General features: G+C 60.3%; 18 protein-coding genes. 2 read left to right on the forward strand and 16 right to left on the reverse strand.

The window, feature by feature from the left end; translation table 11 throughout:
* The 3 genes from FQ668_RS22920 to FQ668_RS22930 form a co-directional block, all read right to left on the reverse strand.
* Nucleotides 1–453, reverse strand: coding sequence for a hypothetical protein (locus FQ668_RS22920; RefSeq protein WP_014592452.1), 453 nt, complete (start codon nt 451–453; stop codon nt 1–3).
* Nucleotides 454–543: 90 nt separating this feature from the next.
* Entirely contained in the window at nt 544–930 is a 387-nt protein-coding gene (locus tag FQ668_RS22925; RefSeq protein ID WP_014592453.1) for a hypothetical protein, read from the reverse strand.
* Between the two features lie 169 nt (nt 931–1,099).
* A complete protein-coding gene (locus FQ668_RS22930) occupies nt 1,100–4,084 on the reverse strand; it encodes a DotA/TraY family protein (RefSeq protein WP_019438935.1) in 2,985 nt (994 codons plus the stop codon).
* A 962-nt stretch (nt 4,085–5,046) separates the two neighbouring features.
* Between FQ668_RS22930 and FQ668_RS22935 the strand changes: the two genes are divergently transcribed.
* Both FQ668_RS22935 and FQ668_RS22940 read left to right on the forward strand, forming a co-directional pair.
* A complete protein-coding gene (locus tag FQ668_RS22935; protein ID WP_026031971.1) occupies nt 5,047–5,592 on the forward strand; it encodes a hypothetical protein in 546 nt (181 codons plus the stop codon).
* Between the two features lie 10 nt (nt 5,593–5,602).
* A complete protein-coding gene (locus tag FQ668_RS22940; protein WP_014592456.1) occupies nt 5,603–5,956 on the forward strand; it encodes a hypothetical protein in 354 nt (117 codons plus the stop codon).
* 97 nt (nt 5,957–6,053) lie between these two features.
* Here FQ668_RS22940 and FQ668_RS22945 read toward each other — a convergent pair whose 3' ends face one another.
* The 13 genes from FQ668_RS22945 to FQ668_RS23005 all read right to left on the reverse strand — a co-directional run bounded on the left by FQ668_RS22945 (nt 6,054) and on the right by FQ668_RS23005 (nt 19,103).
* Entirely contained in the window at nt 6,054–6,902 is an 849-nt protein-coding gene (locus FQ668_RS22945) for a hypothetical protein (RefSeq protein WP_014592457.1), read from the reverse strand.
* 36 nt (nt 6,903–6,938) lie between these two features.
* On the reverse strand, nt 6,939–7,511 hold the full coding sequence (locus FQ668_RS22950) for a hypothetical protein (protein ID WP_223279197.1): 573 nt from the start codon (nt 7,509–7,511) through the stop codon (nt 6,939–6,941).
* A gap of 5 nt (nt 7,512–7,516) precedes the next feature.
* Entirely contained in the window at nt 7,517–8,320 is an 804-nt protein-coding gene (locus FQ668_RS22955; RefSeq protein WP_019438933.1) for a hypothetical protein, read from the reverse strand.
* Nucleotides 8,321–8,608: 288 nt separating this feature from the next.
* Nucleotides 8,609–9,403 (reverse strand): hypothetical protein, encoded by a 795-nt coding sequence (locus FQ668_RS22960; RefSeq protein WP_014592460.1) that lies wholly within the window; start codon nt 9,401–9,403, stop codon nt 8,609–8,611.
* A gap of 12 nt (nt 9,404–9,415) precedes the next feature.
* Nucleotides 9,416–10,384 (reverse strand): hypothetical protein, encoded by a 969-nt coding sequence (locus tag FQ668_RS22965; protein ID WP_019438932.1) that lies wholly within the window; start codon nt 10,382–10,384, stop codon nt 9,416–9,418.
* Nucleotides 10,385–10,517: 133 nt separating this feature from the next.
* A complete protein-coding gene (locus FQ668_RS22970) occupies nt 10,518–11,828 on the reverse strand; it encodes a hypothetical protein (RefSeq protein WP_014592462.1) in 1,311 nt (436 codons plus the stop codon).
* A gap of 55 nt (nt 11,829–11,883) precedes the next feature.
* Complete coding sequence (locus tag FQ668_RS22975; RefSeq protein ID WP_019438931.1) at nt 11,884–12,102, reverse strand: hypothetical protein; 219 nt, start codon at nt 12,100–12,102, stop codon at nt 11,884–11,886.
* 103 nt (nt 12,103–12,205) lie between these two features.
* Nucleotides 12,206–13,405 carry an ATPase, T2SS/T4P/T4SS family gene (locus FQ668_RS22980; RefSeq protein ID WP_014592463.1) on the reverse strand — a complete coding sequence of 400 codons (1,200 nt, stop codon included), beginning with the start codon at nt 13,403–13,405 and terminating at the stop codon, nt 12,206–12,208.
* Nucleotides 13,402–14,295: a type IV secretory system conjugative DNA transfer family protein gene (locus tag FQ668_RS22985; protein ID WP_230855413.1), complete on the reverse strand. Its 894-nt coding sequence runs from the start codon at nt 14,293–14,295 to the stop codon at nt 13,402–13,404. Before FQ668_RS22985 ends, FQ668_RS22980 begins: the two co-directional genes overlap by 4 nt.
* A gap of 14 nt (nt 14,296–14,309) precedes the next feature.
* Nucleotides 14,310–14,810 (reverse strand): DotD/TraH family lipoprotein, encoded by a 501-nt coding sequence (locus FQ668_RS22990; RefSeq protein WP_223279199.1) that lies wholly within the window; start codon nt 14,808–14,810, stop codon nt 14,310–14,312.
* 81 nt (nt 14,811–14,891) lie between these two features.
* A complete protein-coding gene (locus FQ668_RS22995) occupies nt 14,892–15,416 on the reverse strand; it encodes a transglycosylase SLT domain-containing protein (protein ID WP_019438929.1) in 525 nt (174 codons plus the stop codon).
* 2 nt (nt 15,417–15,418) lie between these two features.
* On the reverse strand, nt 15,419–16,036 hold the full coding sequence (locus FQ668_RS23000; RefSeq protein ID WP_014592467.1) for a hypothetical protein: 618 nt from the start codon (nt 16,034–16,036) through the stop codon (nt 15,419–15,421).
* 115 nt (nt 16,037–16,151) lie between these two features.
* The gene (locus FQ668_RS23005; RefSeq protein WP_019438928.1) at nt 16,152–19,103 is read right to left on the reverse strand and encodes a hypothetical protein; all 2,952 of its coding nucleotides are present in this window, start codon (nt 19,101–19,103) and stop codon (nt 16,152–16,154) included.
* Between the last annotated feature and the right edge of the window lies 1 nt (nt 19,104).

The following is a 19,104-nucleotide window of genomic DNA, read 5'->3' on the forward strand; positions in this document are numbered from 1 at the left end:
TCAGCCTTCATTCAACTTCAGAATATGGGCCTTTATGGCCGCACCGGCCCGTTCGATAAAGTCGCCGAAAAACGCCTTGCCCAAGCCCCGCAACGGTGAGCCGTCCAAGGAATCCGCAGCCGCCTCCACGGTGACAATGGCAAACTGCTCGGCAATTATTTCGACACTACGCTTGCGCATCCAGGGCTCGTCATACGGCTTCTGATACCACGTGGCGATCTGGTATGGAATGTCGTCCCTCTCAAATGCCCGGTACAGATGCTCGGCCAGCGCGATAACAGTTTCGCGGATCAGACCGGGATCAATATTGTGCGCTTCAAGCAGCGCCTCCACTGGAGCGTTGGCAACTGCCAGAAGGTCCCCAGTGGTGTAGCCGGGCATCGGTGGAAATACGCCGGGAGGCAACTCAACACCCGTGCCCTTGTTGTCGCCCAAGTTGTCTTCGTCTTGCATATGAACATCCTCATGCAACATACCAAATCCAGATTACCGAGGCTGCTCCAGTACTTGAAGGATTGCCCCGCTCGACTAGTCATCGCCCAACTAGCCAGCTTGCTGCAAGCGCTGAGCAGCAGCATGGTAAAGAATTGTCAGATCCTGCCTGGCACCCATCACTTCATTGTGAAAAACCGCCGACACAAAAGGCGCCACCTTGAAAAAGTCCGGCAGCACTTCCGGAGCGCTGGCATGTATCGGAAAGACCGGATTGGCCGGCGCCGCCAGCTGGAACTGATAACCAAACCCGCCCAACCCCGCGCGTTCGGACAGCGCCTGGGCGATGCACAGCACCGCCACCAGCCCGATTTCCGCCACATCGTCAGCATACAGTTCACCACCATCGTAGATAAACTGCTCACCACGCACGATGGCCTGGTCCGCCAGGCCGGTCAGAAGCCGTCGAAGCTGGTCTTCCAGTTGATTGTCATCCATGCCAAGCCTCCGCCAAGCGATCCGAGTCAGGTATCAAGATACGCACACGATTGCGCGTCACCGTCCAAGACAACCTGGCGCGGGTAAAATTCCGCCCACACTGGCAAATTGCCAGACCATTGTTGCACCTGACAGCGCCAAGCCATGTGCGGCAGGACAGCGCCGTGGTTCAGCGGCTTTCATCATCGCCGTCTTTGTCGCTTGCCGAGCCGCTTCCGGCTGGAAGCGCAGCGTCGTTGAACGCGTGATTCTGGCTCGCTGAATGTTCTGCACCCGCATCAGGCGAGGCAGGCGGCTCCTGGGCCTTGTCGCTGCCGGCAGGTGGCGCCCCACCGGTCAGCGAAGCCTTGTACGCGTCGATCCGGGCGCCTGCACCTTCATGGTAGGCCGCTTTGCCTTCAGACATCGCTGTCGAAAAGGCTTGCTTGTACTCGGCCCCAGCGGCACTTGCAGTAGCGGCTAAACCCGCACCTGCAGTCAGCGCGCCAGCCGATACTGCGTCACGCACCCGGCCACCCAGGGACGCAGAACCCGAGTTGCGCAAAGATTCCACGCCAGACCGCCCCGCAGACAATGCAGCACTGCCCGCGCCACGCATGGCCCTGCCTGTTGCAGCAGCCCCCCCGGCGACCGCCCGCCCGAGGGCGACGCCAGCCGCTTCGCTGCGCTTCTCGCCGAGCGTACGATTGTCAGTCGACGCAGTCTCACCCTTGTTATCGCTGCCTTGGCTTGCACCGCCCGCGCCTTGACCGTTCGCGCTGAGCAGTGGCGTCTTGCCCCCGCGACCACCGCGCGGCCCACCACCCCTCGGCCCACCACCCTCTGGGCCACCACCCTCAGGGCCACCATCAGGAGAACCGCCGCCCTGGGATGTCAGTCGCTTCTGTCCCCCACCCAGGCGCATACCCGAGCCACTCCCGTGCAGCCTCGAACCCACAGAGGCGACGCCGCCGCGCATTTCCGCTGTTGCGCTGGTTTCACCCATGCTGCCGAGGCCGCCGCCGATCCACCTCAGCACCTCGTCAGGCAAGGTCTGAGGCAGACCGAAGATCATGTACAGCACCGGCAGAAGTGTCAGGCCGAACACCATGAACCACCAGGCAAAGGTCAGGAACTCGGCAATGACCCCAACGCCCCCGCTCGAGGAAACGACCGCCCCCCGCATGGCGAAGAAGCCCTGCGCTATGTAGTCGATCACAGGGTCGGATACCAATATCGCGGCAAACAGCCCCAGAACGGCCAGTGCCGGGCGAGCGAACAGCGACAGCAGCAACAGGTAGCCCTGCGTCTGCGAACCCACGAACGTCCGATCGGGTGTCATGTGCATCACGGCCCAGAGCGGGGCAGCAATGATGGATTGCAACACGGCGAGCACCCAGCCGACGAACACGATCATGAACAGCGTGTAGGGCAAGCTGGGAAGGAATACGCCAAAGTAGAAGGCCAGAGGTTCAATATAGGTCGCCAGCAGCGCGAGCTGCTTGATCGGCACCTCCATGACCCAGTCCCACAGCGGGATGACAATCTTGTCGAGATCCAGCCCGTTACCCAGCGCCTTGACCGATGAAACAGTACCGGCCAGCACCCGTACTGCCGTCGCAGCACTTTTGATGGCAACATCGGCGAGCAGTATGCCGCCACGGGCAACGCTCAGGTAATCGCCCACGCACTTCATGCGGTTGAGCGAGCCCCCCATCTGCCCCGCCGTGCCACACAGTGGCGTCTGCCCGTTACTGCCCGCCCCCGTGGCAAGCTCGACCACGTTCTGCATCATGCCGTTGACGAACGAGGACATCTTGCTGTCCATGTCCGCCCTCAATGACCCTACGTTGATATCGCTTTGCGGATCTTTGGGGATGAGGCTCGCCAGATCATCGGCCTTGGCGGGCTTTGCACCGTTGTACGCGTCTTTCTCTTCAGCCTTCTTGTCGATTGCCTCGGTCACAGTGGTGAGGCTGTTGCTCAGCAACGAGAAGCGCGCATCCGAGGGCAGCCCCGCAAGGGATGGCGCACCCACCGAGCCCACCGGTTCGGCAAGCACGTTGGCGATCTGCCCTCGCACCATGCCGACTCGCTGGAACCAGCCCCCAGCCGCAGCCCAGCCATCTTTCGTGAGCGTATCCAGAAAACCCTTCAAGCCACTATCGACGTCGCTCTGGCCGTCAGTGACCTCTTTGACGAGGTTCGTCGCAATCTGGTCTTCCTGCGTCCTGACAATCGTATTGAAGCGGTTTGAATCGACCTTGTCCCAACCGGGATCGTTGATGGTCGCTGGCCATGAGTTGACCCACTTGTCCAGCTCGCCCATCAACTTGCCAGCCGCTTTCACCTTCGCTAACTGAGTTTGTTCATGCACCTTCTCCAACGCCTGGGGAATGGGGTCGGTCTTGGTCTGTGCCGCGTAGGTAGACAGCTTCACGGTGCCGCAGAATGGCTCGCCACCGGCCAGGTTGGTTACCGCATTGCGATCCTTGAGGAAAAACGTGTATTCGGTACGCCCATCGACAAACGTCTGCTTGTCATAGACCTGCTCGACCTGTCCATTGCCCAGGCTCGTGCTCTTGGACTGGACAGCGGGCTGGCTACCAGACCCACTGTTGGCGTAGATGGCGTTTGCTGCCCTGGCACAGTAGGAAACAGCAACGTATTGCCGCGCAAAGTCACGCAAGCCGTAGAAGTTACCCGCCTGGTTGACACCCTGAACGATCCCGTCCGACGACAGCACGCCAATCGCCATGCCGGCCTTGTAGGTGCCATTGGCAAAGCCGATACCCCAGAGGGCGAACATCAGGACGATCAACTGGATGAACGAGTAGCCGCTGGTCGTCGGCAGCAATACGGCACCGCCTGCCACGATCCGCACCGGCGTCCACAAGGACGACCAACTCTTGCCCATTGCCTCCCCGTCGTTGGCCGTGTTTGTTACCCCCATCACTGCCACATACGAGACGATCAGCGACCCGATGATCAGGATGCCGCTGTTGAAGAAGCTGAACATGGTGGCAAGGATGTTCGCGCCGGCTTCCACAGCGTTAGGGTCAGTACCTGCAACCAGGCTATCGATCACTGGCCCGAAAATTCTGCCAAGCATCTTGACCGATTGATCGGAGCAGTCGCTCGGGTCGCTGCACGGTGAAAACGGCATTTGAGCCATTGTGAATACCTACCTGAATCGAGTTGCGGACGGTTGATCTGAATCGTTCGCGACGAATTCCCTTGGAATGCTCCGTCGTCCTTGAATTGGGCTGTCATCCAACCCGGCAAGCCACAGGGCCCAGGCATGCGTCGAGCCCAAGCCATGGCGCTACCCGTGCAACGTTGACTGCCAGGATAGCGAAAGCGCGCTAATCTTAAACCAGAAATCGCCTAATTATCAAAATATTGTTATGTAAGAAAACTAACAATAACTGACATTAGGATGCTAGCTACCTGAAATTTTTGATAGCGACGCTAGACCGAGGCAAAATGTAAAGTCGTGTAAATATTGGCATTTAGCCATCAAACGATGGATAAATAACCGAATTAGCGTGATAACCTTCGCATTCCGCGGAAAACCCCTAGCGCGCAATGGATCATTCTTCAGATGGTGCTTTCACAGGTTTTGAAGTCGGTTTTCAGGCGCCAAAAGCACGACATCGCGCGCTTTCTCCCTGAAGCAAGAATGAATGGCGCGCTTGCGCAGCGCCTGCAGAAGAAGGGTGACGGCGTAGCCAGACCCTGACGAAAAGGCTGTTTTACGGGCAGTTGAGCTAATTCTGCAGCAGTGGCAATTTGGCATTAGCGATCTTGGCTTAGTACGCCCCGACTCGCTCGGCGGGGATACTTAAAGTAACCAAAAAAACGATGATTTCGGGGCAGGCCCAAGAAATGCGAAAGCAAAAATGCTAAGGTCAAGCGAATCGATGAACCCATAGGGTTCGCAAGGGTTTATCCAGCACGTCAGCGGAGATCAGTGGATATCCGCATCAGGCCTACGCGACGCGGCGAGCCGCGCAGGGAAGCAGACGATGCTGAATGCCGACTGGTTGGGCGCGTTCAAGCCCTGTGAATAAATGATGGACATAGATGCAGCTATCAATACGTGATGCCAGCCGATTCGTGATCGGTGCTGGGTTAATGCGCGAGAGAGCCATAGAGGCCTCAGGCAATCCGGCAATCAGCTTTGAGAACGTAGCGCAAGCGGCGCTGCGCGAGGGCCCTGACGGCCAGAAAGTCCGGCAGACCATCGACACCCTTGCCGAACATGAGTCGGCATGGCTGCGCAGCACGCCGCCGCACACCCTGCGCACCGACCGGATCATGCAAAGCAGGGCAGCCGAAGCCAACGCTTTCACGGCCATTCATTGCGCCGTGATCAGTGCCATTGCCTTTGAGGTTGCCACCCCCACCGAAAAGCCCCATGCAGAATCCGGCCTGCGCCAGTCACTGACCCGTGCTATCGATGCGATCGACAATACCCCAGGTTCGCGAGCGGATCGTGAAGGGCTGCTGGGCAGCCTGCGAGACCAGGTGGTGTCCGCAGCCTCTGACGGCGACTTCATGAAACAAGCGCTGCGCCAGAGCGAACAGGCCTACCTGGCTGCCGAGCTGGACAAGACATTCGCCCGCTACACCAAGCCATCGCTGTCGCGCAGCGAGGACCTCAACGACAACAGCATGTAAGGACGAGACCATGCCGACTGCCCAGGACTTCCAGAGCTTCACAGCCTCCGTATTCCCGTCACAAGCGGCGGAAATCGTTATTGCCAAGCAGCCGGTGCTGGCCGAGTACGGTCAGGAGTTGCGCGGTGCAGTCAATCAGCTTGCGCCGGAGGCGTCGCGAGCACTGCTCGCAGAATATGGCGCTGCCTCGCCCACGCTGCTCAGCAGCATCGAAGCGTCCATCCTGCAACGCGAGTTCGCCCATGAACATGCGGCTCAGCAGGCGAACCTTAATCAGAACTGGCTGAACGCGGCCGACGCGCATGCGGCCGGTATCGACGAGTCGGTGGCAGCGGCTGACGATATATGGAATGCGGCTCAGTGATACCCCCAGCCTGCATCGCCTCCCAGCCTGAAAGAAGGGCCGGGTGCCACGGCGACTCGGCGCTTATTCACCACGCCGGCGCAGGGCACCCCACTGCTTAGCGCGAAGCGCTCTTGTACCCGTGCAAGGCATCCTTGCACGAGAGCGACGATACAGTGAAGCGCACCACGTACTGCATATAGTCACCAGGCGCGATATTGGCCGGACGCGCGCCTCTGTCAGCCACCGAATTGTAGGCAAGTACGGCATCACACGTTGTCCAGTCGCCAACCTCGGTATTCTGCTTGGCCGACTGCGTGCGCATCTGCGCAGCAAACCCTGCATCTTCCATGACAACCGGGATACGCTGAGGCGTGGTCGTCAAAGCCACATGCTGCCCACTGCCCACCCCCATGAAGCCTACGCTGATAGTGATGTTACCGTTGCGATCGACACGCGGGAGACCACCAAAACGCGTGGCGAACTGCTGCGTGGCCGCCAACCGAGCAAGGGTCTGCCCTTTCAACCTGGCCCAGTATGCATCGGGCGGATTGTCTGCATCATAGGCAGGTGCCGCCCTGTCGTACGGCTTGCCCGCAAGTTTCAGCGCCAGTTGCCGCTGGAAGTAACGGTCACGGCACTCTTCGTTGACATCGCGATCCAGTTCTTTGCCAGATTTGGCGCTGTACAGCAACGCGGACGCGCAGGTGTAGTCATACTGGCCGTTGAAATACAGGTACTGCCCATTACCAACAGGGCTCTTGGTCGGTATCAGGTCGAGCCCGCCGCTACCTGCACCACCAGCAACACCGGTCACAAGGCCGTTGGGCATCATTGAAGTCAGCGAGCTGACCGTTTCGTCCGAGAAACGAATCTTGGTTGTCCCGTCCGGCATCTGCTCGGTCGTGACACAGCCCGCCATTGCCACGGCAGCCAGCACGGGCAGGATGAATTTACACTTGGTCATGCACGTATCCTTACTTGTAAAGTCTGCTTGAGCGCATCAGAAGAACCGCCCCATGTCTTGCTGCTGCACCTTCGTTTGACGGGTCTCGCGGAGCTGGCGCACCACGTCACCCGGGCGCATCTCGACAGGATCGCCACACGGCTCGCCCACCTCGACCACGTAGCCGTCACACACCGACACCTGGATGAGCTGGACGAAACGAGCAGCGGCCATTCGCGCACGCTTTTCACCCTCGTCGACGAATATGCCCAGCGCCAGCGGTGGCATGCGCGAATCCATGAAGTTCACGCCCTCGACAGACAGGTACAGCCGGTCAGAGACGTAGGCAGCCTCGAAAGGCATGCACGAAGCCCAGGCAGCCTCGAATGGCTGGACGCCCACATACAAGGTGTCGCCTTCCAGGGCAAAGCTGAAACGCCCACTTTGCATGGGCGAGAGCAGTATCACGCGGTCGTGTTCAGGATGGCGCAGCACTTCGTCCCGCTTGAAGTTCGCCGTCCAGCGCAGAAAGTTGGCATACGCCACCACCTGCCTGGCCGCCCGCGCTACACGGGCCCGCTCCTCTGCACTTATTGCCGGCCCGACGTCCTTATGGCCCTGGATCCCCATGTAAATCAGTCCTCGTGCTTTTTGCGTTTTTCCAGCATTGCGAAGAAGTCATCCAGAATCTTGTTCAACATCTTCTGCGGCGTGTGGCCAAAATTCTTGGCGTGCTCCGACACCCGCTCATGGTTGTCATTGCGCAAGGTGTAGGAGTTGGACGGGTCCTTTTTGCGGTTGCGGAACGAAATCAGCCCGGAACGCCGCGCCATCGACATCATGCGCTCGTAGTCCGTGTGCGAAATGTTGAATTTCTTGCGGATGTCGACCTTGGTCAGTCGCTCGTCCGCCTTCATCAGCCGCACAGACTCCACCATCAGGTTATGCAACTGGTTCAGCCGCACCAGGTGGTTGAACCCGCTGTCGATCTGCCCCCGCTCTACAGCCCCGCGATCGGTGTCCGGGCGCGCCAGGCCACTGGAGAGGTTCTTCAGTACGACCTCATCGGACAAGTCGAGCGGGTTTCGGTTCTTCTTGGTTTCCTTGAAATCGGGTGATTCGCCGCTCAGGTAGTACACCGAGCCTTGCTTGGCGATTTCCACTTCCAGGAACGAACAGGCAACCATGAAGATGTCTTCGGTACAGAGCTTGCGCGACACACCCTGCTGAATAGCCTCGCGGCTAAGCGGCTCGTCGGCAGCGCGCATCGCGGCCTGGGTATGCTTGGCCCGCTGGATGTCCTGAACCATGTTGAAATACGACTTCAAAGGCAGCACCTTGTCGGACAGGTTGACCAACGGGTGCAACTCCTTGACGGTGTCGGCCAGTACATCTGGCGAGGGGACCAGCAGCGACCTCAGGCCCTGGGCAAGGGACAATAACTTGGCCCCGTCTTTAACTTCATTCGCTGGTCGCATATACGTACCTAAGATTTCCAATCCAAAATAGTCTTAAAGTGCCTGCGCAGGCATACACACTCCGCTCAAGCAGAACAGCAGCACCAAGCTTCGTAGGCCGGGCCCGCTCTCATTCTCCAATCCTGGAAAAGATCCTCCTTCGGCACCACAAGGCAGCATTCGGGCAACGCGAGAGGGCTCCCCGCCATTCTACGCGCCCGCAAACCAGCGAAAGGCATACCCCATCCATGAAGCAGGAAGCAATGGCAATCATTGCGGCGCCAAGCACCCGATGTCACCACCCTGACCTGGATCAAGCCCCATTGACTGCAGGGTCTGCTTGGTCAATTCCACCTGCGCCTTGATCGACTCCGGGTCGTTCGCCATCTGCTGCGCGACAGCATTTTCAATCGGCGACTGGGAGGAAGCAAGATGAGACATGGTCGCCATCACAGCAATTACCACCAAAGGCGGCACCAGCCAGGCCATTGCGGTCTTGCGCCGGCGCGACCTGGCCTGGCGCTCGGCATTGCTTGCGGCCTGCTCGCGCAGGGCCTTGCGCGAAGGCTGTGGTGCCGCGCCCTGGTACTGCGGGGCAGTCACAGGAACCGGGCGCAGGGCCTCTGCAGGCACTGCCGTCCTTTGCGCTTCTTCGCGCTGGAAGTAGTCGTTCAGGGCCTCGTTCAGGCATTCCGAAAGGGCCTGGCGCACCTTGTAGGCAACCAGCGCAGGCTCGATATGGGTAAGCGCACCCTTGCGGTCTGCCTCGGCATGGAACACCAGCTGCAGGGCCGCCAGTTCGTGACTGGCCTGCACCCCGGCATCGCCCTCGATCGCCAGGCTGACGCTGCCGCTGAGCACCCGCTGATGGCCATCGTCTTCGGCCGCGTCGAAGCCGGCCACTACCAGCGACAGCTGCTGGAAGGCCCTGGCGATACGCACGGTACGGGTCGCCCGCTGTGCGTCATTGGGGCATTGGCTGTCGAACACCACCAGCAGGTGCTCGCCCGAACCGAAGAGGCGGATACTCGGGTCGAACTCGAAGTTCGGCGCTTTGGCTTTCATGTACTTTGCTCCTTAAAGTTTTCCAAAGATGTCTTCAAGCACGACCGCCTGCGAAAGGCCGGTCATCATCCTTGGCTTCCCTGTACGGTGATCGATGAAGAATGCAGCCGGCACACCCGCCTGTTCCTTGCCGTTGTGTTCGAATGCGGCGAACAGAAACGCCAGGTTGGTGCTTAGCTGCTCGACGGTTTCCGGCGATGGCTCGGAGCGGACCTGTTCGTGGTTGCCCAGTACCCGCGCCAGCATCTTCTGGTCCTTGGTCTGCAGGATGGTGGCGGCCAACGGCACGCCATCCGCCGGGTTACCCAGTGCTGCAGACGGGATCCACTTGATCGAATGGCCCTTTGCTGCGTAGGCCCTTGTCAGGTTGTAGGCTTCGCGGCAGTACGGGCAACGCGGGTCGATGATGATGTAGACGGTATCGCCGATGCCGCCCTTGCCTTCCTTGATGCCTGCCAGGGAGTCGACGGTTTTCATCGACTCCGGGATCGCGCCTTTGAAGGTGCCGTCCATGGCTGCAGCTTCGCGCACATTCGGCGCCTCAACGGGTGACATCTGCGGCGCAGCTGGCGCGGCCGCGATCGGGGCAGTAACAGGCGGTGCGACGATGGCCTGGGCAACGCCAGGCAGGAAGGCATCGGAGATATTGCTGCCCGTTTCGGCATTCCAGGCCACGCCGGTGAACAGCACCGCAGAGTCCGGCGTACTGAAAAGCACCACTTGATGGCCGTTCTTCTCAACGGTCCAGGCGGTCAACCCGCCGAGGCCGACCGGTCGGGCGCTGACGATACGCCCATAGCGCGACACCCGTTGCGCGGTCAGGTCATCAAGCTCCTGCTGGGCAGGGTTAACCTGTGCGGCACCTTGAGCGGTGATGAAGGCAGAGAGGTCCGCCGGTTGTGCCGGGGCGGCATGGGCGACGGAAATACCCGCCGCAAGCGCCGCCAGCACGGCGACAGGTCTTGCAATCACACCCTTCATGGCTCGATGTCCCTATTAAGAATCCAATACGACCGTATTCTAACAAAAAAGCAAAAAAAGGCACCAAAAAAACAAAAAAAGGCCATCTACTTAGATGGCCATTTGCTTTTATCCAAACCTTCAAGACTGCGCTTCAGGCAGCCCCTTCATCGAGCGCTGCCCCTTGTGCCGCGGCATACCTCTCCTGCTGCAGGGCCTCATAGCGCTTCTTGTCGGCTTCGGAATACTTGTACGCCGACATCGCCAGCTCAAGACCGTTGACCGCCTTGTCCAGCTGGGGCTCCGCCAGTGACATCCCCGCTTTGCACTCATACAGGAAATGCGACAGGATCCCCGGCGCTTCCGGGAACCCGGCTTGGCGCCCGATCGTCTGCAGGGCATACCACATGTCACGGTCGAAGAAACGCATCCAGCGCATTTCTGCGGGTGGCAGCACACCCAGGCGGCGCGCCTGGAAGAACATGGCAAAGATGATGGTGCGGACGAATGCGTGCGCGTGCAGGATCGCACTGGCATTGGGGTGCTTGATGTACTTCTGGATGATCGCCCGAGGCTCTTCCAGCGGCACTTCGGGCTTCAGCCAGGCATAAGGGTCGCCCTGCTGCTTGGCCTTGCCGGCAGGTGCCTTGAACTGATCCCAGCACCAGGCAACCATGTAGTCGCTGTCGGCCATTGCCGCCTTGAAGGCATTGTCATCCAACGCCGTATCAGTGGCGACCACCCGCGGCAACGCTATCGCCACCAGCAGTGTTTCTGCCGGCGTCAGATTGGCAACCCGGGTCCAGTGCTGGCCCAACTGGCGACGCATCACCTCGGTGGTTTTCTCGCGATCCAGGGTTGGTGCCCAGCTGCGATCCGATTGCTCCTGCCAACCACTGATCAGCAAGTGCCGGTAGGCAAACTGGCGGGAGGTCTGCGACATGCCGAACACTGGGTGGTCCAGCGGCTGGGCGATCAGGTCGAGCTCGGCGAACATGCGCAGGTGCGGGTACTGCGCCTTGTTCTCTTGCACAAAGCTCTTGATATTGTGCGTCTTGGTGAACCTGAGCTTGGGGTGGGTCTTGTTGATACGCAGGAACATGCGCACCGACAGGATCACCATCAACAGCAGGAAAAAACCATTCATGAGCAGCGACGACGAAGTGATTTCACCCCACGCCACGCTGGAAAAATCTCGCTGACAGGCACCGATGATGCCTTCCGGCGCACACATGCGCCCGACCCACTGGTTGATCGAGGCAATACCTGGCAGCGCGGCAAAGTCGCCCAGCACACTTGGCAACCACAGCTCGACGTAGCGAATGTAGGTGTACACCTTGGCAATCTTGTCGTGAGCGAAGTACCAGGCACCCCACCCCCCGAGGTAAAGCACTGCCATGATCCCGAGCAAAATGGCGGGGTCATCCCAGGTAAAGCTCTTCTGCCCACCTCCCTGTTGCTTCATTCAACGCCTCCTCTGGCCGCCACAAAGACTCTGCCGGTCATGTCTGTCTTGCCAACTACCTGGCCAGTTCCTTGAGCAAATTGTGCGTGGTACGCACTCGCCCCACCATGAACACTGCGGCTCGGCGGCAAACCGCCCGCACAGTCATTTTCTTCACCACCTCGATGTAGACCAGGGCAATCGTCATGCACAGCGCCAGTGGCAGCAGAAACTTCCACAGCGCCGGCACCAGCAGCAACATCAACCACGGCAAGGCGGCACTTGCGTTGATCACGAAAAAACGTGCGGGGGGAGCGCATCTGCTCCAGTGATACCGTCCTGTTGCCATAACTTCTCCGTAAACTCGTTGCAGTCAGCATTAATGGGCAGCCCGCACCTCAGCCGTGGCGCAGGTCGCGGGCAGTCGCCTCGCTGATCAGGCCTGCGGCCAGCAGGCGATCCGCCTCGGCAGCAAAGGTATGCCCTTCTTCACGCACGAACTCGGCAACCCGCTGGGTTACCCGGCCCATGTCGGTCAGGTCCATCAAGGTGTCGCGCACCTGCTCGGTAAATCTCAGCCACGATCGCGCAGCGGTGCGTTTGCCATCCACCGTCGGCACAAGCTTCTGCGCCATCATGAAGCGGCTGGTATCGACGAGGTCGTAGATGGCGGTGGCACGCTCCTGCTCCGGAAAGCGGGAAATCATCCGGCGCATGATCGCCGCCACATCCTTGGCGTGCACCGTGCCAAACACCGGGTGCCCCGTCAGCGACAGCTCCACCGCCGCGCGAATGGTCTCCTGGTCGCGCAACTCGCCGATCACGCACAGGCCAGGCGCACGTCGCATGGCCTCGCGGTTGGCCCGGTAAAAGTCTTTGAAGTGCGTGGGAATCTGCGACTGCACGAAGATCGAGTGCTTGCTCTGGACCTTGTCGTAGGTGAATTCGATCGGTTCTTCATGGCTGATCAGGTTGCCCTTGATCGGCGTGTCGTTTTCCAGGATGAAGCGGTTGATGGCGGCAAAGGTGGTGGTCTTGCCATGGCCGGTGGCACCGGCCACATAGACAATGCCATCACGCGGCGTGGCCATTCTGACGATTTCCTCGCTCAGGCCCACGTCCTGGATGCGTGGCGGGTCATCGGGAATGGCCCGGATGACAATCTGGCACGAGGTATCGCCATGGCAGGCGATGGGCGAGGCGTTTACCCGGTAGGCATAACGCAGGCGCGCACCGCGGGCATCCTTGCGCTCCGGGTCGAACAACTCGTAACGCTCGTTGACCGCCGTGCCGGAGACGATATCGGTGGTGGCGGTGTCCCGATTGGCCGCCATCTTCAGCAGTTCGTTGACTTCCCCGACATCCAGCGCACGCCGGGTGACCGCATACATCCGCCCATATTTCTTCACCACCACCGGCAATGCGGGCTGGATGAAAATGTCGCTGACGCCATGGGTCAGGGTTTCCAGCATCATGGCCTTGAACTGGTCGGCGCGATCGAAACGAAACGGGTCTTCGTAACTGGTCAGGCGCTCCAGGCGCTCGATCATCGCACCCGGTTCCAGCATCATCACGTCGTCGTGGAAGTCCTGCTTCATTGCCGCCCGCCTTCAACACCCGCGGGCTGTCGGGCTGCAGCAGGCGATGACGCCGGGCTGCCAGCGCCGGTTACCGGCGCACGGCGCGGAGGGTTGGCAATGGTCGAAGTAGCGATCGAACTGCGCCACACGTTCATGTTTTCGTTGAACTCGGGCAAGGCGGTGATGCGCAGCAGGGTTTCGTCCACCGCCATCGACCGCCCTTCCCGGGTAACCGGGATCTCCGCACCGGAGATGATCGGCATGGTGACCTGGCCATGACGGGCAAACTCATTGAAACGGCGCATACCATCGATATCGCGGTTCATCCGGTCGAAGCCGTAGGTCAGCATCAGGTTGGCCTGCTCGACACCTTGTTGCCAGCCCTCGCGCACGGCCAGTTTCCACACCCGCTCTTCCTCGTCGGAACGCGGCACCAGCGCCGAAACCAACGAGGTGCGGTCGAAGGTGGGCGGCGGGAAGTTCAGGTATTCGCGCCAGCTGGGCGGCACGGAGGAAAAGCGTGCCTGCGACTCGATCTTGTAGGCCGCCCCCGACAGGCGCAGCGTGTAGTCGCCGTCCTGGTTGTACAGGTGGCGCGCTTCGGTGATGACCGGCGGCACGACGCGATCCTGGATCATCAGGCTACTGAAGTCATAGACGGTGTCGAACTCACGCTCGCGCAGCTTCAGGGCTTTGTTGATGTTGGTCAGCTGCCACGCCAGGCCAGCCTTCACCCCCACCTGCAATGCCGCATCGAGAATGGCTTCGCCGCGCGCGGCCGATGCCTGGTTCTTCTCGTCACGCATGGCCTCGATAGCCGACCTGGCATCGCCGGCGTCACTCTGCTGCTGCACGTAGGCGGGTTTGTCATAGAGGCGCTCGGCGTCCTCGAGGGTCATCGGAGGCATGTCCATCGCCATGTTCAGCCCCTCCCCAGCGCCAGCGGTACCGGCTTGTAGATCAAGCGCAGCGTGTTGGTGCTCTTGTCCAGCACCACATCGGCACCGGTATCGATCTGTGCACCCACATCCTTCAGCACATTGATCGGCGTTGCCTTGCGCACCCACACGTTGATGGGCTTGAGATCGACGCGCTTGCCGCTCTCGACATAGGCGTAGCCATAACGGCTGGCGAAGGTCTGCAGAAGCTCCTGAGGCTTGCCAATGAAGTCGATGTCGACCTGGTCGGTGTCTACTGCAGCCTGCCGCGAAGCAGCTTGCACACGGTCGGCGTTCAGCCGCGAAACGTAGGTGTGCTGAGAATTGACCGCTACCGACACCTTGTCGGCGATGATCCGGCTGGCAAACGCCTCGGTGTCTTCGGTAGTAGGCTTGGCAGAGCTGGCACAACCACCCAGCGCAACCAGTGCCACCAGCACACCGCCAGCCTTGCAGGCGCGTGCACCCATGCGTATTCCTTTCATGTAAAAACTCCTGAAGTTGTCTTGTTCATCGACCCGGGGTAACCCTTGCCCAGAAGCCTTGGCATTCTGCGGCGACCTGCGTTACTGGTAGCTGACCACCAGCCTGGCGTGGCGCTGCCGCTCGAGGTACTTGCCCCATTTCACCGCCAGCGGGATCAGGTCTTTCTTGTAGATGTCGTTGAATTTGCGGGTACGCGAGTGGTAATTGGCGGCGCGGGTCCAGAAGTCCTGGCCGTTGTTCTCGTCCAGCTTCTGGCGCAGCAGCCATGCCGCCAACTCCGCGTTGTAACAACCGCGCCAGGCAACATCGGACTTGGTGATCGCCGGGTATGCGGCAAACACGCCTTTCGGGCCCCAGTGGGTGGTATTGATCTGGAAGTGGCCAAGGTCGAAGGTGCCATTGCGGTTCGACACGCTTTGGCCGTTCTTGCCGCTTTCCTTGCTGGAGATGGCCAACAGCACGTTGGCCGGCACACCCTGGCGCTGGGCGGCCTGCACGACGCAGTCGATATCCGCAGGCCGCACGGCATAGAAGTCATCGGCCAGTGCCTGCATGGCGCAGCATATCAGGGCGATGAACAGCCACTGGGGCCGTTTGCGCATCATGGTCAGATGATCCATTTCTGGTGCTGGAACCAGAACCAGAACGCGCCCTCGACGAACAGCTGCCCGGTCGAGACCTGCCAGCTACGATAGGACTTCTTCATGCCGAATACCCACAGCGCGAAGCCGATCGACAGCCAGTTGAGGGCGATCAGGATGCCCGCGCCGGTCGCCAGCATGTAGATGAACCCGGCAATCGCAGCAGCGCTGGCAATGAAGAACGCCCTCGAGTGCAAGCGGTGGCTACGGGCAATCCGGTCGATCTCGTCACGTTCGATGGTGGTCAACTGCGCCTTGACTCGCTCGTTGCGGTAGCGCGCAGCATGCTCCTTGACCTTCTTGACGTCATCCTCTTCAAGCAAGGCGAAGCCGCAGTTGTTGCAACCCCAGCTGTGCAGCACACGCATCTTGCCTTTCGGCCCCTGCTCGAACTCCTGATGGTCACCTTCCGTCTTTAGCAGCACACCCCGCTCGCACTCGGGGCACGCTGGGCTGAAGTTGGAACGCCAGAGTGCCTTGATGTGCTGGTTGCCCATGCGCAGCTGATTCACGCCAAGCACCGCCATCGGCATGGTGATGAACGCGAACTTCGCAGCTTTCTTCCCTGAACTGAACAACCCCATCGCCTCACCTTAGCATGCAAAAATTCTTGTTTCTGATTATCTGTCAGATATCTATCGTCGTCAATTTATGACAAAAAATAGAATCACACGCCGATCTAGGCTCTGACGCCCGGTCTTACTTGGGCGGCTGCTCTTTCATCATCAGGCGGCACTTGGCCTGCAGGTCATTCAGCCGCTCGCGCATGCCGGCCACACCCTGAGCAGCGGGTTCAGGGGTAACGCTGTAGTCCGTTTGCCGGGCAATTTCTGCGCAGGTTTGCTCGATCCGCTCTTGTGCGGCCCACTTGTCCGACAGCGATGCAAAGCCTTCGCCGCTGGCCATCAGCTGCATGTCGAGCATCTGCTGAGGCACGACCATGGCCAGCTCACGTGCCCATTCATCGTCCAGTTCCTGCTCGTCTACCGGTGCAATGGCTGGCGTCACTGGCGTCACGGCCAAAAGGTCGGCAACGGCGAGGATGCTTGCCTGGATCCCCTCCGGGCTCATGGGGTCAATTTGTGGTGCGGGCACTGAAGCTGCTGTAACCATGACCGCATCCGGCACATCGGCGGGGGCCTGCGGCGCCGGTTTTTCTGCCAGTGGTGCTGCTGGAGCCGGCTTCTTCAGGTCGCCGGACAAATACGCCCCAAGCACGCCGAGCGAGGTGTCCAGCCGGCCCAGCAAAGGCCGGTCAGGGTCGGCATAGTTATGCTCGAACACACTGTGCATGCGGGCAAGAGTTGGGTCACCCTTCACTACCGCGCGTACCCGTTTGGCGAAAGAGCCATCCTTCAGGCTGTCGACGAATGCCTGGCGCGACTGCCGGTTCTGCGGCAGGTCCGAAGGCTCAGGCGGCTCGACCGGAATGAAATCGTTGATGCGCATTTCCTTCGGCGCCGGGCCGGCCGTGTAGAAGCCCAGGCCGCGAATAAGCGCCACGCCACCGGTCTTGCCATTTTGCGATTTCTTGCCGATCAGGAAGGTGAACTCGCCGTTCTCCTGCATGGCGACGTCGTCGTAGTTCAACCGGCTGCGCTGCTCGATGGCAATGTTGTCCGACTGCCGCAATTTTTCGTTGCCCGCAACACGTTCGAAGTTGCCCAGCATGGCTTGCGAAGACTCGGCCGCCGCACCCTGCACGCGCCGCCAGGTTTCCGATTCGGTGCCCGAGGTCAGGCGGCCAACGGCGCGAATGTTGGTGTTTTCCCAGGTGGCATCCGCTTCTTCGGCGCTGGATTTCTTCAGCGAGGAAAAGTCCTGCGCCGCGAAGGTGACACTGAAGCCCAGGCTACGCGCTTGGGCCGGGGCCACGGCAAAGCCGACCACGGCGTAATAGCCATATTCGTCGAGAATGGTATAGAACGGGAACTTCGAGCCGGTCGGCCGGCTGTCGATGATTTCGCGCACTACCCCTTCGACCCGGTTGCCCAGGCAGCCGGCCATCATCTGCTTGATGCTGCCTACAATCATCTTGCCAAGCATGCGCATGCTGTCCGGTGCACGCTCCAGCGCCGGCAGCAGCACCACCAGCAAGCGGCGGTTGATCACCACATCATAGAAGTCCACGTCACCGACGCGGGTCTTGAAGATATGGCCGTAGTTGAAGGTCAGGTCGTTGAAGATCCGTCCCAACTGCATGACGATGTAGCCGTGCTGCTCCAGGGTCTTGGTTTCCTGCTTCTTGAACTTCGCCTTCTGGTAGCCTGGCAGCGTCAGCAGGTACGAGCGCAGCGGGGCGACGATCACGTCGAACATCTCACCGTACTTGCCGCCGTGCTCCCACACCAGATCTTCGATGACGTTGAGCTCGAAATATTCCAGGTACTTCTCGGGCGACAGGTTGATGTGCCCCTTGTCCCGCAGGTAGGTCAACGGCCGCGTCAGGGCTGCCACGAACATGATCGCCCGCCCCTTCCACATGTCACCGCCGCCGCCGGAATCATCCATTAGCGACACAATCAGCTCGATCAACATGCCCGACGAGGTGTTGCCCATCATGTTCATGTTGTTGGTCACCTTGTCGACTTGCTTCTCGACGAAGTCGCGGCCAGAGGTGATGAAGTTGATGATCAGCAGGTCATCTTCGCGGCCCAGGTAGCGCGACAGGCGGAAGATTTCCTTCTGCAGCTTGGGGTCACCCTTGCCGTCGACGTAGATGAAACCAGTGTTCTGCACCAAAGCGTTGAAGACGATGCCGAGCAACAGCTCGGTGTTATGGGTGACCAGGCTGTCGTCAGTGATGTAGAGGTGATGCGGGTGATCGATCTCGATGCACTGGCAAGGTGCCTGGCCGGCAGCCGTCACTTTCCACACCTCGGCCCAGCCATTGAACTTGGCCGAGCCGCGCTTCTTGCGCACCTTGGGCAGCATCACCACGATGCCGCGCCCCATCAACTCGCGAATGGCGTCGGTGGTCACGGTATGGGCTTCTTCGCTGCCATCCTGCCCGCGGGTAAGCACCCGCCACAGGTGGTCACCCGTGGCTTGCGCCCGGCGCCCGTCACGCGTGGCCACGGTCCAGATCGGCTGGATGCCCTGCTCAATCACCCGCAGCACCGCAGCCTGCTTGCCATCGGGCGTGCACACGCTGTCGCCGACCCGGATGCGGCCCATTTCCACCCAGCCACCCGGAGTCAGCACCTTGGCATGCTTGGGCTGCGGCTTACCGGAGCCAGTGGTGCCCAGCACCAACTGGTGGGTGCGTAGGTCACTGTCGCCGGCGTAGATCTGCTCTTTGCTCTCCAGGTCATTGCCGAAGAGAGTCACGCCCTCACCTTTCTTCTTGCCCTTGTACGAGCCGTCATTGACGTCCGCCAGCTTAGGCACCCGATAAGGGAAATCGAACGTGCGATTGTCGACGTCGACGAACTTGCGCTTGAACGCCCAGGCCAGCAGCAACAGCAGCTCACCGGAAAAGGGCACCTTGATCGAAATCAGCGCCAGGACCGGTAGCGCGAAGGTTCCGAAAACCGCGCCGTCGGCCGACTGGAAGAAATCACTGAAGCGCTGCCCGGCCAGGCGGGTATCCTTGCGCCTGCGGCTGCTGCTGATTTCATGCTGACGGGATGCGCCCTTGTACTGAGCCATC

The organism is Pseudomonas sp. Kh14 (assembly GCF_900291005.1).
Classification (GTDB): domain Bacteria; phylum Pseudomonadota; class Gammaproteobacteria; order Pseudomonadales; family Pseudomonadaceae; genus Aquipseudomonas; species Aquipseudomonas alloputida.